Origin of the sequence: Pseudonocardia sp. (assembly GCF_050250275.1) — a bacterium.
In the GTDB taxonomy this organism is placed as follows: Bacteria; Actinomycetota; Actinomycetes; order Mycobacteriales; family Pseudonocardiaceae; genus Pseudonocardia.
Window position 1 is genome coordinate 40,414 of record NZ_JBFWOY010000017.1, and the last position, 13,463, is coordinate 53,876.

General features: G+C 72.9%; 14 protein-coding genes. 5 read left to right on the top strand and 9 right to left on the bottom strand.

The window, feature by feature from the left end; all coding sequences use genetic code 11:
* Positions 1 to 26 precede the first annotated feature (26 nt).
* Entirely contained in the window at positions 27 to 1,127 is a 1,101-nt protein-coding gene (locus AB7F12_RS16620) for a 5-methyltetrahydropteroyltriglutamate--homocysteine S-methyltransferase (protein WP_428497953.1), read from the top strand.
* A 10-nt stretch (positions 1,128 to 1,137) separates the two neighbouring features.
* On the top strand, positions 1,138 to 1,872 hold the full coding sequence (locus AB7F12_RS16625) for a class I SAM-dependent methyltransferase (RefSeq protein ID WP_428497952.1): 735 nt from the start codon (positions 1,138 to 1,140) through the stop codon (positions 1,870 to 1,872).
* A gap of 101 nt (positions 1,873 to 1,973) precedes the next feature.
* Here the strand turns inward: AB7F12_RS16625 and AB7F12_RS16630 are convergent, their stop codons facing one another.
* From AB7F12_RS16630 to AB7F12_RS16650, 5 genes are all read right to left on the bottom strand, one after another.
* Positions 1,974 to 2,663, bottom strand: a complete 690-nt coding sequence (locus tag AB7F12_RS16630) for a haloacid dehalogenase type II (RefSeq protein WP_428497951.1) — start codon at positions 2,661 to 2,663, stop codon at positions 1,974 to 1,976.
* Between the two features lie 225 nt (positions 2,664 to 2,888).
* On the bottom strand, positions 2,889 to 3,602 hold the full coding sequence (locus AB7F12_RS16635; RefSeq protein ID WP_428497950.1) for an iron-sulfur cluster assembly protein: 714 nt from the start codon (positions 3,600 to 3,602) through the stop codon (positions 2,889 to 2,891).
* Complete coding sequence (locus AB7F12_RS16640; protein ID WP_428497949.1) at positions 3,599 to 4,663, bottom strand: amidohydrolase family protein; 1,065 nt, start codon at positions 4,661 to 4,663, stop codon at positions 3,599 to 3,601. Before AB7F12_RS16640 ends, AB7F12_RS16635 begins: the two co-directional genes overlap by 4 nt.
* 53 nt (positions 4,664 to 4,716) lie before the next feature.
* On the bottom strand, positions 4,717 to 5,745 hold the full coding sequence (locus AB7F12_RS16645) for an NAD(P)-dependent alcohol dehydrogenase (protein ID WP_428497948.1): 1,029 nt from the start codon (positions 5,743 to 5,745) through the stop codon (positions 4,717 to 4,719).
* 263 nt (positions 5,746 to 6,008) lie between these two features.
* Entirely contained in the window at positions 6,009 to 7,835 is a 1,827-nt protein-coding gene (locus tag AB7F12_RS16650) for an AMP-dependent synthetase/ligase (RefSeq protein ID WP_428497947.1), read from the bottom strand.
* Between the two features lie 75 nt (positions 7,836 to 7,910).
* On the opposite strand from AB7F12_RS16650, the gene AB7F12_RS16655 reads away from it, so the two are divergent.
* Genes AB7F12_RS16655 through AB7F12_RS16665 form a run of 3 tightly spaced genes read left to right on the top strand, consistent with a single transcriptional unit; the run spans position 7,911 to position 10,466 of the window.
* Positions 7,911 to 8,372, top strand: coding sequence for a DUF4442 domain-containing protein (locus tag AB7F12_RS16655; protein WP_428497946.1), 462 nt, complete (start codon positions 7,911 to 7,913; stop codon positions 8,370 to 8,372).
* Between the two features lie 10 nt (positions 8,373 to 8,382).
* Entirely contained in the window at positions 8,383 to 9,042 is a 660-nt protein-coding gene (locus tag AB7F12_RS16660; RefSeq protein ID WP_428497945.1) for an SDR family oxidoreductase, read from the top strand.
* Complete coding sequence (locus AB7F12_RS16665) at positions 9,039 to 10,466, top strand: dihydrolipoyl dehydrogenase family protein (protein WP_428497944.1); 1,428 nt, start codon at positions 9,039 to 9,041, stop codon at positions 10,464 to 10,466. The genes AB7F12_RS16660 and AB7F12_RS16665 overlap by 4 nt, the downstream gene beginning before the upstream one ends.
* A gap of 18 nt (positions 10,467 to 10,484) precedes the next feature.
* Here AB7F12_RS16665 and AB7F12_RS16670 read toward each other — a convergent pair whose 3' ends face one another.
* From AB7F12_RS16670 to AB7F12_RS16685, 4 genes are all read right to left on the bottom strand, one after another.
* A complete protein-coding gene (locus tag AB7F12_RS16670; RefSeq protein ID WP_428497943.1) occupies positions 10,485 to 11,465 on the bottom strand; it encodes a copper resistance D family protein in 981 nt (326 codons plus the stop codon).
* A complete protein-coding gene (locus tag AB7F12_RS16675) occupies positions 11,465 to 12,022 on the bottom strand; it encodes a copper resistance CopC family protein (protein WP_428497942.1) in 558 nt (185 codons plus the stop codon). The genes AB7F12_RS16670 and AB7F12_RS16675 overlap by 1 nt, the downstream gene beginning before the upstream one ends.
* Positions 12,019 to 12,783 carry a YcnI family protein gene (locus AB7F12_RS16680; RefSeq protein ID WP_428497941.1) on the bottom strand — a complete coding sequence of 255 codons (765 nt, stop codon included), beginning with the start codon at positions 12,781 to 12,783 and terminating at the stop codon, positions 12,019 to 12,021. The genes AB7F12_RS16675 and AB7F12_RS16680 overlap by 4 nt, the downstream gene beginning before the upstream one ends.
* A 61-nt stretch (positions 12,784 to 12,844) precedes the next feature.
* On the bottom strand, positions 12,845 to 13,450 hold the full coding sequence (locus AB7F12_RS16685) for a hypothetical protein (protein ID WP_428497940.1): 606 nt from the start codon (positions 13,448 to 13,450) through the stop codon (positions 12,845 to 12,847).
* Positions 13,451 to 13,463: the final 13 nt, after the last annotated feature.

A 13,463-nucleotide genomic window follows, 5' to 3' on the forward strand; every position in this document is an offset into this window, starting at 1 on the left:
CGCCCGGCGGCACTAGCGTCACCTCCATGACGACGCTGTCGGACCCGCCCTTCCGCGCCGACCACGTGGGCAGCCTGCTGCGGCCACCCGCCCTCCTCGACGCCCGCGAACGGCACGCCGCCGGCACCCTCGACGACGCCGGGCTGCGCGCCGCCGAGGACGACGCGATCCGTGCCGTCGTCGTCATGCAGGAAGGCCTCGGCCTGCAGACCGCGACCGACGGCGAGTTCCGGCGCACCTCCTGGCACATGGACTTCATCCACCGCCTCGGCGGCGTCTCCGCCACCGACGAACGCATCCGCGTGCGCATGGTCAACGCGGCGGGGGAGAGTGCGTTCACCTCGGCCGGGCTGGCGATCGACGGCAAGGTCCGCCTGGACGAGCCGATCTTCGCCGACGACTTCCGCTTCCTCGCAGGCCTCACCTCGACCGCCACCGCGAAGCTGACCATCCCGTCGCCGAGCATGGTCCACTACCGCGGCGGCACCGCGGCCATCGACAACGGCGTCTACCCCGACGTCGAGGAGTTCTGGGCCGACCTGTCCGCCGCCTACGCCGCCGAGATCGCCGCCATCGGGGAACTGGGCTGCCGCTACCTGCAGCTCGACGACACCAGCCTCGCCTACCTCAACGACCCGGCCCAGCGCGAGGCCCACGGCGACGCCGACCACCTGCGCTACATCCGCCAGATCAACGCGGCCGTCGCCGGGCGGCCCGAGGGCATGCGCATCACCACCCACATGTGCCGCGGCAACTACCGCTCCAGCTGGGCCGCCGAGGGCGGCTACGACTACGTCGCCGAGGCCCTCTTCGGCGAACTCGACGTCGACGGCTTCTTCTGCGAGTTCGACGACGAACGCTCCGGCGGCTTCGAACCCCTGCGCTTCGTGCCGCCCGGCAAGCGCGTCGTCCTCGGCCTCGTCACCACCAAGCGCGGCGCCCTGGAGAACCCCGACGACCTCAAGCGCCGAATCGACGAGGCCGCCCGGTACGTGCCGCTCGACCAGCTCTGCCTGTCGCCGCAGTGCGGGTTCTCCTCCACCGTCGAGGGCAACAACCTGACCCACGACGAACAGGTGGCGAAACTCCGGTTGGTCGTCGACGTGGCGCGCGACGTCTGGGGCTAGGTTTCGGGGTATGTCCGAAGGGCCCCAGGGCTGGGGAACGCCGTTGTACTCGCGGGCGCTCGACGCCCTGCCCGCCGGCGCCACGGTGCTCGACGTCGGGTGCGGCGCAGGCGAGTTCGCCCGCGTCGCCACCGACCGCGGGCACGCCGTCCGTGGTGTCGACACCGATCCGTCGGCCGTCGCCGTCGCCGCGCGCCGGGTCCCCGAGGGGGTCTTCGCCGTCGGGGACGCCCAGTCGCTGGGCCAGCCCGACTCCTCCTACGACGCCGTCGCCCTCGTCCAGCTCGTCACCCACGTCGCCAACCCGCTTGCCGCGCTCCGGGAGGCCGCACGGGTCGTCCGGCCCTCCGGGACCGTCGTGGTCAGTGTGTGGGGGCGCGAGTCCGAGTGCGACGTCCGGCTGATCGGCGAGTCCCTCGCCGGTCTGTTGCCACCGCGCTCCGCCTCGCCGTCCGGGCCGCCGCCGCTGACCGAGCCCGAACGGCTCACGAAGATCGTCGGCATGGCCGGGCTCGCCGTCGCGTCGGTCGACGAGGTCGTCTGTTCCTTCCGCTACGACCACGAGGACGAGCTCGTGGGCCCCGTTCTCGGCTCCGGGCTGGGCCGCACCGCCGCCCGCCGCGGCGGCCCCGGCGGCGTCCGCGCGGCGATCCTGGAAGGCCTCGCCCCTCAACGGCAGCCCGACGGCAGCTACGTCCTGCAGAACCTCTTCCGGGTGCTGACGGCCCATCCGGCAACGGCGTGACCTCGCGCCCCGCGCCGCCCAGCGGTACGCGGCAGGGCGTTCCGGCCGTGGTCCGGCCCGGCTGACGAGCCGGTGCTTTCGTTGTCGCCCCTGGGGCTCTCCTAGAGCAGCACGACGTCGCAGAGCTCGGTGAACGACGCGACGGACGCGGTCGCGTCGGGGTCCGTGGCCGGCGGGAGGACCAGACCGCCGAACTCGTCGGGACGGTGCACGTAGAACGTCGTGAGGCCCCGGGCGCGTGCCGCCGCCAGGTCGTCGACGTGGGCGGCGACCATGCCCACCTGTTCCGGACGCAGGCCCAGCAGCGCGGGCGCGGAGTCGTAGGCACCGGGGTCGGGCTTGTAGTGCCGCGCCACCTCGGCGCCCAGGATCACGTCCCACGGCAGCCCCGCCCGCTTGGCCATGTCGACCAGCAGCGCGACGTTGCCGTTGGACATCGGGCCGATCGTGAACCGTTCCTTCAGCCGCGTCAGGTCTTCGACGACGTCGGGCCACGGGTCGAGCCGGTGCCACGCGAGCACCAGCTCGGCGCGGACCTCCTCCGACGGGTCGAGGCCCCGTTCCGCCAGCAACGCGTCGAGGGACTCGCGGTGCAGGACGTCGAGGATCGTCCACGGCCGGCGCCCGCTGCGGACCTCCTCCATCGACGGTTGGTAGCGGCCGCGCCAGTCGTCGGCGACCGCGTGCGGGTCGTCGACCTCGGGCAGCAGCCGCGCCGCCTCGCGTGCGACGCCGGAGCGCCAGTCGACGACCGTCCCGAACACGTCGAACACCAGCGCGCGGACGTCCACGTCCCGACCCTAGCCTCGGTGCCCGACCGCCGCCGCACCCTTTCCGTGCGCGCGCATCCCGGCCGCCGCGCGAGCCGAGCTGCTGCCGCCGCCCCTTGCAGCGCAGCGCGCCCGGGCGCAACCTCACGGTCGTCCGACGCGCGGATCGCAGCAGTGAGGTTGCGCGCGGGTCTGTGCACGCGAAACGGCCCCGGCCGTGATGGCCGGGGCCGTTCCTCGTCACCCTCAGGGCGCGGTGGCCGCCCCGGGTGCGTACCTGAGAGCCAGCAGGCTCTTGCAGTACTCGCCGTTCGTCTCGATGCCGACCCGCTGGAGGCGGGCCCGGCGCAGGTGCAGGGGCACCTGCTCCGCGGTCACCGGGCTGCCGTCGGGATGGATGAGCAGCGGGGCGTCGTCGCCGCTGGGCAACCCGATCCCGTCGCGTCGGCGGCGCAGCCGCGTCAGCTCGTCGGACTCGGGCAGCTCGCCCAGCGTCGTCGTCGCCAGCTCGTCGGGTCCGGCGCCGGCGTCGACCAGCGGCCGTGCGAGACGATCCTGACCTGCGACCGAGGCCTTCGTGAGGAAGATGCGGCGCAGCTCGTCGAGCTCCGCCGTCGCCTCCCCCGTGAAGGTCTCGACGAAGCCCGCGTGTGCGGCGACCCCGCCGTTGATCTCGTCGGACGCGTGGTGGTCGACCAGCGTGACCTCTGCGCGGGCCACTCCCGGGACCGCCGACACCGCGTCGTAGGCGTCGGCGACCATCAGGAACGAGAAGTTCGGTGCGCAGAAGAACGTGGGCAACCGCAGCCCGACGGTGACGATGTCACCGTCGGGTGCGGCGGTCACGGTGCACGACTCGACGAAGTCGAGTCCGGTGATGGGCTCGTCCAGCTCCGGGTCGAGCACCGTGTCCAACGCGGCCCAGATCTCGGGCGAGACCCCCTCAGGGGCTTCGATCATGCCTGCGCGCCCGCAGTGCCCTCGACGAGCTCCTGGCCGGGCTGCAAGTCCTCGCCGGCGTCGGTCGGCAGCTGCATGTCGGCCGGGACCGGGATGTCGTACAGCTTGGCCGCGTTGAGGCCGAGGATCTTCTTCTTCGACGCGGTGGTGAGACGCGGGTAGTCGGCGAACTGGTCGTCGTCGGGCATCTGCCAGTCGACGAGGCCCTCGACCTGCCACTTGGGCGTCCAGATGTTGTAGTCGCCGCCGAAGAGCATCTTGTCCTCGCCGACCCAGAACAGCAGCTCGCCCATGACCTTCGCGAAGAACTTGGGACGGGCGTGCATGAGGCCACCGACGACGACGGACAGGCCGGCGTAGACGTTGGGCTCCTGGACCGCCATGAAGCAGAAGTCCTCGATACGCGGCAGGCCGACGTGCTCGACGATGAAGTTGAGGCCCTGGAAGTCGGTGGCGGCGTGGTCGACGTCGGCGACGTCGAACGCGTCCTTGTCGAGCGGCCAGATCGTCGGGCCCTTGTGGACGTGGACGTTCTTGACGCCGGCGTCCTGCGCGTGCTGCAGGAACTTGTAGCACTCGGGGTCGGTCAGCTTGTAGCCGCGGGAGTCGCCGTTCCACTCCGCGGTGTAGAGCTTGATGCCCTTGTGGTTGTACTTCGCCATGTCGGCGTCGAACTCGTCGAGGCCCTTCTGGCCGTCACGGGGGTCGAAACGCCCGTTGACGATCAGCTTCTCGCCCCACTTCTCGAGGAGCGCCGCGTTCTGGGCCGCGGTGTTGAAGCCGTCCTTGTACCACTCGCGCAGGTAGGTCGACTGGAAGATCGCGTAGTCGACGTGACCCTCGACGAACATGTCGCGCTCGAAGTCCTCCGCGGAGGGCTTCAGGTAGTGCTCCCAGTCCCAGTGCGTCTCGGGCGGACCGAGCTGGTGGTAGCCGTAGAAGCAGTCGATCCAGCCCTTGGCGTACTGCTCGGCGCCCTCGACCCAGTTCTCCTTGGAGGCGTCCCAGAAGTGGCTGTGGGAGTCGACGATGAAGTACTTCTCGCCGTCTTTCTCGTACATGTGGTGGTGTCCTTTCCTCTCAGCGTCAGTGCTGGTTTCCGCTGTTCAGGAGTTCAGGGGACGAGGATCGCCCGGCCGCGCACCTGGCCGGCGTCGAGGTCGTGCAGCGCGTCGAGCGCCGCATCGAGGGGGTACTGCTTGGTGTGGAGCGTGACCTTCCCGGCCTGGGCCAGGACCATCAGCTCGGTCAGGTCGGCGTAGGTGCCGACGATGTTGCCGATGACGTTCTTCTCGCCGCCGACGAAGTCCAGCGTCGGCGCGGTGAACGTGCCGCCGTAGCCGAGGATGTACTGCGACCCCGCGGGTGCGGTCATCTGCCAGGCGTCGAGCTCGGCGCCCTGCTCGGCGACGAAGTCGAACACCACGTCGCCACCGCGACCGTTGGTGATGTCCTTGACGGCGTCGACGTGGTTGCCGTCGGCGAGGACGGTCTCGTCGGCACCGATCTGCTTGGCCAGCGCGAGCGCGTCGGGGTTGCGGTCGACCACGACGATGCGCGTGCCGGTGATGGCCGCGAGCGCCTGGATCGCGATGTGGCCCAGACCGCCCGCACCCTGCACGACCGCGGTCGTGCCGGGGAAGAGGTCCGGCACCGCCTTGCGCACCGCGTGGTACGCGGTGATGCCGGCGTCGGCGAGCGCGGCGACGTCGGCGGGGTTGGTGCTCGGGTCGAGCTTGATGCAGGCCCGCGCGGTGGTGCGCAGGTACTCGGCCATGCCACCGTCGTTGTTCGACAGGCCGGGGAAGAACGCGTTCTCGCACTGCATGTCGCGACCGCGCCTGCAGGGCAGACAGAGCCCGCAGGACGGCTGCGGATGCAGGATCACCGTGTCGCCCACGGCGACGTTGGTGACCCCGTCGCCGATGGCCTCGACCCAGCCGGCGTTCTCATGCCCGATCACGTACGGCAGCTTCGGGCCCATGGCCTCGGCCCAGTCGCCGTTGATGATGTGCAGGTCGGTCCGGCAGACACCTGCGCCACCGATCTTGATGATGACGTCGAGGGGTCCCTGCAGCGTGGGCTCGGGGATGTCGTCGATCTTCGGGTCTGAGTGGTACTCGTGCACCCGGACGGCCTTCACGCCCGTACCTCCCTTGGTTTCGGGGACTGGCCCCGATTCCATTGCGGCCTGCATCACGTCACAAGGGGTCGGATTCCACAGAGCGAGAAAACGGACTGATCGGACATGAGACAGCGCGCGACCGAGGGGAGCGGCCGGTGCCGCCGTCCGGCCTGGTGAGGCCGGGCGGGTACGGGTCGGCGCAGCGGTCCGGCGCAGATCCCGCCCACGCCGTGCGGATCGAGACGTGCGGATCGAAACCCGGCCGGTGGCCGGGGGAGTCGTCAGCTTCCGTAGAGGGCGTCGAGGGCCGCCCGGTGGCGCTTCTCCACGTCCTTGCGGCGGATCTTCATGCTCGGCGTCAGCTCACCCTCCTCGAGGGAGAGCTCGCGGTCGAGGATCGTGAACTTCTTGATCGTCTCCCACCGGTTGAGCCGGCCGTTGAGGGTGTCGACGTAGCCCTGCACCATGGCCCGCACCTCGGGGCTGCGCACCAGCGACGCGTGGTCGCGGCCGCCGAGGCCGTTACCCGCCGCCCAGCCCTGCAGTGCGTCGGGGTCGAGGGTGAGCAGGGCGGTGCAGAAGTTGCGGCCCTCGCCGTGCACGACCGCCTGGCTGACGTACGGGCACACCGCCAGCATCTGGCCTTCGATGGGTTGCGGGGCAACGTACTTGCCGCCGGAGGTCTTGAAGAGGTCCTTCTTGCGGTCGGTGATGCGCAGGTAGCCGTCGTCGTCGAGCTCGCCGATGTCGCCGGTGTGCAGGAAGCCGTCGTCGTCCAGTGCCTCGGCGGTCTGGTCGGGCAGGTTGTGGTAGCCGGTCATGACGCTGGGACTGCGGAGCAGGACCTCGCCGTCCTCGCCGATCTTGATCTCGGTGCCGGGCAACGGTCTGCCGACGGTCCCGAGCCGGTAGCGGGACAGCTCGTTGACCGATCCGCCCGCGGCGTTCTCGGTCATGCCGTAGCCCTCCAGGATGATCACCCCGGCGGCGTGGAACCAGTGCGCGAGATCGGGTGCGAGCGCGGCGGAGCCGGAGACGAAGAAGCGGACGCGGCCACCGAAGCGGTCGCGGATCTTCGACAGGACGAGCTTGTCGGCCAGCTTGTGCCGGGCGGCGAGCAGCGGCGGGACGCGTCTGCCGGCGAGCTCGAGGTCGCTGACCTTGCGCCCCACGGCGATCGCCCAGTCGAACAGCTTCGCCTTGGGCCCGCCCTCGGCGGCGATCGTCGTGACGATGCGGGCGTGGGCCTTCTCGAAGATGCGCGGGGCGGCGGCCATCATCGTGGGCCGCACGACGCCCATGTTGTCGACGATCCTGTCGACCCGCCCGTCGACGGCGCTGGCGAACCCGATGGCCAGCTGCGCCGACAGCAGGACCTTCCCGAAGGAGTGGGCGAGCGGCAGCCACAGGTACTGCAGGTCGTCGGCGCGGACGAGGTCGAGCTTGGTGAGGGCGTCGCCCTGGTAGGTCCACGCCTTCTGGGGCAGTCGCACGCCCTTCGGCCTGCCGGTCGTCCCCGAGGTGTAGATGAGGGTGGCGAGGTCGTCGGGGCGGATGGCGTCGATGCGGTTGGCGACGGCGTCGGGCGAGGTCTCGGCCAGTGACCGGCCGCGGGCGGCGACGTCCTCGATGCCGAGGACCCATCGGTCGTCGTCGTCGGGCAGGTCGGCGGGCGTGCCGTCGATCAGGACGACCGCGCCGACGTCGGGCAGCTCGTCGCGGTGCGCGCGCAGCTTGGCGACCTGCTCGGCGTCCTCGGCGAACACGACGCGGCTGCCGGAGTCGGCGAGGATGTAGGCGACGTCGGGCGCGGCCGTCGACGGGTAGACGGTGGTGGTGGCGGCGCCGACGCACATGATCGCGAGGTCGCAGGTGATCCACTCGTAGCGGGTGGAGCACATGACGGCCACCCGGTCGCCGGCCTCGATGCCGAGTGCGACGAGGCCGGCGGCGAGCTCGCCGACCCGTTCCCCGGTCGCGGCCCACGTGATCGACCGCCAGGTTCCGTCGGGCTCCGGGACGCGGAAGGCCTCGCGGTCGGCCGAGGCGAAGACGCGGTCGTGGAACAGCCGGGCGACGCTGGGAACAGTGGAAGCCGTTGCGGTCATGACCCGCCCCTATCCCGTATGTCTGTTTCGAGGTGCGGAACCTATCAGCGTTACTCGCGAGTAACGTGCGGCCGTGTGAGCGACTTCGACTGGGTGGCCGGCGCGATGACCTCCGGTGTCCCCTGGGTGCGCAGCAGCGGCGTCGAGTTCGACCGGGTCGACGCCGCCCGCGCGGTGTGCAGCCTTCCGGACCGGCCCGACCTGCACAACCACGTCGGCGGCCCACACGCCGCGATGATCTTCGGCCTCGCCGAGACGGCCTCCGGAGCCGTCGGGCTGGCGGCGTTCGGGGCCACCGCCGAGCGGGCGACGCCGCTGGTCGTCAGCTCGTCGGTGCGCTACCGGGCGCTCGCCCGCGGGCCGCTCACCGCCGAGGCCGTCCTCGCCCGCCCGGCTGCCGAGGTCCTCGCCGAGCTCGACGCGGGGACGCGGCCGGAGTTCACCGTCGACGTCACCGTCCGCGACGCCGCCGGGACCGACTGCGCGACCGTCACGGTCGTGTGGACGCTCAAGCCGGTCCGGGCGAAACAGGACTAGCGTCCGGCCCGTGCGCATCGTGATCGCCGGAGGACATGGACAGATCGCGCTGCGGCTGGCGACACTGCTGGCCGCGCGCGGTGACGAGGTCGTCGGACTCGTGCGCAACCCCGCGCACGTCGACGACGTGGGCGCCGCAGGCGCGACAGCAGCCGTCGTCGACCTGGAGGAGTCCGACGCCGCCTCACTCGCGCGGCATCTGGAGGGGGCCGACGCGGTCGTCTTCGCCGCCGGTGCCGGGCCCGGCAGCGGCGTCGCCCGCAAGGACACCGTCGACCGGGCCGCCGCCACGCTGCTGGCCGACGCCTGTGCCCGCGCAGGCGTCCGTCGCTATCTGCTGGTGTCCGCCATCGGGATCGACGACGAACCCGACGCCGGGCGCGGCGAACAGTGGACTGCCTACGTCCGCGCCAAGAAGGCCGCCGAGGACGCCGTCCGCGCCACCGACCTCGACTGGACCTTCCTGCGACCCGGCCGCCTCACCGACGACGCCGGCACCGGCACGGTCCGGCTCGGCCCGCCCGGACTCGAGTACGGCGAGATCACCCGCGACGACACGGCCGCGGTGCTGGTCGCCCTGCTCGACACGCCCGCGACCGCCGGGCTCGTCCTCGACGCCGTCGGCGGGGACACCCCGATCACCGCCGCCGTCGCTGCGGCCCTCCGATGACCCCGCCGGAGACCGACGCCGACGGGCTCGACGGCGACGAGTTCGACGTCGTCGTCATCGGGGCCGGGCCGACCGGGGAGAACGCCGCCGACTACGCGATCCGCAACGGCCTGACGGCCGCCCTCGTCGAGTCGGAACGCGTCGGCGGCGAATGCTCGTTCTGGGCGTGCATCCCGTCGAAGACGTTGCTGCGCACCGGGCACGCCGTCGCCGCGGCACGGCGGCTGCCCGGGGTGCGCGCCGAGCTCGACCCCGCCGCCGTCCTCGCCCGGCGCGACTCCTTCGTCCACGACCTCGACGACACGAGCCAGGTCGAATGGGCCGCGGGCGCGGGTATCGCGGTCGTCCGCGGCGTCGGCAGGCTCGACGGGGAACGGGCCGTCCGCGTCGGGGACCGGGTGCTGCGGGCCCGGCACGCCGTCGTCGTCGCGACCGGGAGCGTGCCCGTCCGCCCGCCCGTCGAGGGCCTGGACTCCGTGCGCACCTGGGGATCGCGGGAGGCCACCGGCGCCGCGTCGGTCCCGGCGCGGTTCGGCGTGCTCGGCGGTGGCGTCGTCGGCAGCGAGCTGGCACAGGCGTTCTCCCGGCTCGGCTCCCGCGTCACCCTGGTGAACCACGGCCCGCGGCTGCTGCCGTCCGCCGAACCCGTTGCGGGACAGCGGGTCGCCGCCGCCATGCGGGAGGAGGGCATCGACGTCCGCCTCGACCAGGGCCTCGACGCCGTCTCGCCCGGCCCCGACGGCTCCGTCGTACTGCACCTCGGCGACGAGCGCGTCGAGGTCGACGAGCTGCTCGTCGCCACCGGCCGCCGGCCGAACACCGCCGACATCGGCCTCGACACCATCGGCCTCGAACCGGGCGCCCCACTGACCGTCGACGACTCCGGGCTCGCCCACGGGAACTGGCTCTACGCCGCCGGCGACGTCACCGGCCGGGCCCCGCTGACCCACATGGGCAAGTACGCCGGCCGCATCGTCGGCGCCGCGATCGCCGCCCGCGCCGCCGGGACGCCGCTGGACACCGGGCCGTGGGGCGAACACTCCGCCACCGCAGACCACGCCGCCGTCCCGCAGGTCGTCTTCACCGACCCCGAGGTCGCGTCCGTGGGCCTCACCTCGGTCGCGGCGCGCGAGGCCGGACTGCCGGTGCGGGTCGTCGAGATCGACATTGCCGTCGCCGGCTCGTCCCTGCAGGCCGACGGCTACACCGGCAGCGCGACGATGGTCGTCGACACCGAACGCGAGGTGCTGCTCGGTGTCACCTTCGTCGGCCAGGACGTCGCCGAGATGGTCCACGCCGCGACGATCGCCGTCGTCGGCGAGGTACCCCTGGCCCGGCTGTGGCACGCCGTGCCGGCGTTCCCGACGATCAGCGAGGTCTGGCTGCGGCTCCTGGAGACCTACCGCTCGGACACGGCGCGCTGAACACTCGCTGCTGCGGCGTCACGCGGTCTGGGTGAGGGCAGCCGCCACGCCGACGGCCAGCGCCATCAGCGTGACCTCGACCGCGGCCCAGCGCAGAACCGGGAAGCGACCGGCGGCCAGACGACGGCGCGCGGCGTTGCCGAGCACCGCGATCCCGGCGAGCAGCACCACCTTCGTGATGATCAGCCAGCCGTATCCACCGGTCACGAGGGCGCCGACGGAGGGCAGGCGCAGCAGCGCGTTGAGCACACCGGTGATGCCGACGCCGATGATGCAGAACGTCGCCAACCGCGAGAACCGCGGCACCACCGGATCGAGCAGGGCGCGGCGGCCACCGAGGAACAGCAGCATCGCCGCCAGCCCCCCGACCCACGCCGACGCCGCCGCGACGTGCAGCGCCGACATGATCACGGCCAGCTCGTGGTCCGAGGACGTCCCGGCGTGCCCCGTCACCGCCGGGGTCAGCAGCCCCAGCAGCGCCGCGACGAGCGCGGCCCGCGGCGGGACGGCACCCTCACGGACCAGCCGTGCCGTCGCGCAGCCGATCACGACGAGCACGCACGCCGCCGTCAGCACCAGGCCGCGGCCCGACGCCAGCGACGTCGCCCAGCGCAGCAGCTCGCCGCCGCCGACGGCGGTGACGGGCCGCCCGTACGCGTCGGCGGCCCGGAAGGCGGTGTCGCACAACACGACGACCAGCCACGCCCCGCCGACGGCGACGATCGCGCGGTCGAGCCTGCGGTCGAGGGTCCGGATGTCGCGCTCGGACACACCCCGGGTCCGCACGAGCGCCGCCAGCAGGCCCAGGCCGACACAGGCGATGCCGGCGACGTCCATGCCGGAGCGCGTCACCGCCGTCGCGATGCGGGCCGAGAACGTCGAACTGCTCAACGCGTCGGCCAGCACCCCCGCGACGACGGCGGCGGCGACCGCGAGCCCGGCCCACAGCACCGGCAGCAGCCGGGACGTGGTGCCGGGCCGCGCGGTCGCCCTCTGCATCAGTTCTTCCCGAGCCGTAGCGCGAGGGTGACTCCGCCGGCGACGAGCACGACCGCGCCGACGATCCACGGCCACACCGGGGCCCCACCGGACCCCGGGTCGGCGGCCGCGTCGCCCACCGCCGCGTCGGCCGGCTGCGGGGCGCCGCTGACCGGCACCCCGGTCCCCGGGCCGGCCTGCGTCAACGTGAACGACAGGACGCCCGACACGGGGTGCCCGTCGTCGGACACCACGCGGTAGCCGATGTCGTACTTCCCGGCCGGGCCGAGCGGCTTCACCTTGACCGTGACGGAGTCGGCGGCCGCGACGGCGTCGCCGTCCTGGTAGGCCAGCCGGTCGGGGCCGATCACGGTGACGGTGTTGAAGCCCGCCTGCATGGTGTCGCTGAAGCGGATCGTCACCGACGTCGGCCCCGTCGCGAGCGACGAGCCGTCGGGCGGGTCGCTGCCCTCGAGCTGGGCGTGGGCGAGCGCGGGGCCCACGCCGAGGAACAACGCGAGGCCGGCGGCGACCACGACGGCCGCCACCCGCCCGGCGAGCCGCGCCACGCGGGTCACGACGTGGTCACCTTGTCCTCGCCCTTCGACGGTGCACCGGAGGGCTTGCGGTTGCGCAGCGCCGAGCCGGCGCCGAGCCCGAGGCCCAGCGCACCGAGCAGCAGGCCGATGCCGCCGAGCCAGCGGGCGGTGGTGTCGGTGGTGCCGGCCGGGCCGGAGTCGCCGCTGGTCGCCGCCGCGGCGTCGTGACCACCGTGCCCGCCGGCGGTGGCCGGGGTCAGCGTGACGGTCGGCGCCGGGTGCTGCGGCTCCGCCCCGCCGGGCTGCTGCGTCTCGTTCCAGTTGACGACCCTGCCGTCGTCGTAGGTCTGGGCGGCCGGGAACGCGAGGCTCGTCGTGTCCTCAGGCAGCGGGCCCACCGACAGCGGGAAGTCGACGTACTGGCCCGGGCCGATCCGCGTGCCGGGCTGGGCCGTCCACGTCACGGTGGTCACGGCCTGGGTGATCTGCGCGCCGTCGCGCTCGATCGGTCTGGGCAGCACGCCCTTGGTCACGACCGCGTCCCAGCCGGGCTGCGGGGTGGTGCGTGCCGAGGTGACCGGGTGGTCGACCGGGAAGGTCACCTCGACCTTCGTCGTGCCCGCGGTGTCCGACTCGTTGGGCACGCGGAAGGTGATCACCGTGTAGCCGCCCTGCTGGGCGGTGCCCGGCTGGGCCGTGACGTGGGCGAGGGCCGGGGAGGCCGCGGCGAGCGCCACACCGGCGACGACCGCGGCCACGACGCCGCCGCGCAGGGCGGAACGGCGCAGGGATCCGAACATGGGAACTCCGTTGACTGGGACCGCCACACGTCGGCGGCGGTGAAGTGGGGTGAAGGTCGGTTCACACCCGGTTCGGAGGCCCCCGAAGGGTCCGCGGGCCGAGCGCGGCCCGCTCCGTCGCGCCCACGACGGCCGGACACGCCACCGCGAAGGTGGCGAGCGGCCGATCGGCCGGTGGGACCAGCAACCGGCGGGGGAGGACCCGCGCCAGCGCCGAGACGAGCAGTTCGAGCACCTGGTCCGCGTCGCGGATGAGCAGCCCGAGCGCGACCGTCGCCACCGCGTGCATGGCGAACATCGACCAGCTGCCCGCCGGACCCGCATCCCCGGCGACGTGCGAGTGTCCGATGACCTCCAGCACGGCGTGCATCGCGAGCTGCCCCGCGGCGAGGACCCCCAGGACCCCGCCGATGCTGCGACACGCGTCGGCGAGGCTGACGATCAGGGCCGCGAGCAGCGGGAACAGGACGAGCAGCAGGCCCAGGTCGGGCAGTGCCCCACCGCCGGCGACGTGCGCGACACCCGTGATCAGCGCCGCGGCCGACGCGACCGCCACCCCCCGCAGCCCGCGCAACGGCCCGGCGCGGCGGGCGCGCACGGGAGCACGGCCGCGGTCGTGGCGCGGGGCGCGCGCGACCGCGGCACGGGTCCCGGGGCCGCGCCTCATGGCAGGAACGGTA

Bases quoted from the DNA above. Each gene is read 5' to 3' on its own strand.
- AB7F12_RS16620 (WP_428497953.1), top strand. From the start codon at position 27: ATGACGACGCTGTCGGACCCGCCCTTCCGCGCCGACCACGTGGGCAGC.
- AB7F12_RS16625 (WP_428497952.1), top strand. From the start codon at position 1,138: ATGTCCGAAGGGCCCCAGGGCTGGGGAACGCCGTTGTACTCGCGGGCG.
- AB7F12_RS16635 (WP_428497950.1), bottom strand. From the start codon at position 3,602: ATGATCGAAGCCCCTGAGGGGGTCTCGCCCGAGATCTGGGCCGCGTTG.
- AB7F12_RS16640 (WP_428497949.1), bottom strand. From the start codon at position 4,663: ATGTACGAGAAAGACGGCGAGAAGTACTTCATCGTCGACTCCCACAGC.
- AB7F12_RS16650 (WP_428497947.1), bottom strand. From the start codon at position 7,835: ATGACCGCAACGGCTTCCACTGTTCCCAGCGTCGCCCGGCTGTTCCAC.
- AB7F12_RS16665 (WP_428497944.1), top strand. From the start codon at position 9,039: ATGACCCCGCCGGAGACCGACGCCGACGGGCTCGACGGCGACGAGTTC.
- AB7F12_RS16670 (WP_428497943.1), bottom strand. From the start codon at position 11,465: ATGCAGAGGGCGACCGCGCGGCCCGGCACCACGTCCCGGCTGCTGCCG.
- AB7F12_RS16680 (WP_428497941.1), bottom strand. From the start codon at position 12,783: ATGTTCGGATCCCTGCGCCGTTCCGCCCTGCGCGGCGGCGTCGTGGCC.
- AB7F12_RS16685 (WP_428497940.1), bottom strand. From the start codon at position 13,450: ATGAGGCGCGGCCCCGGGACCCGTGCCGCGGTCGCGCGCGCCCCGCGC.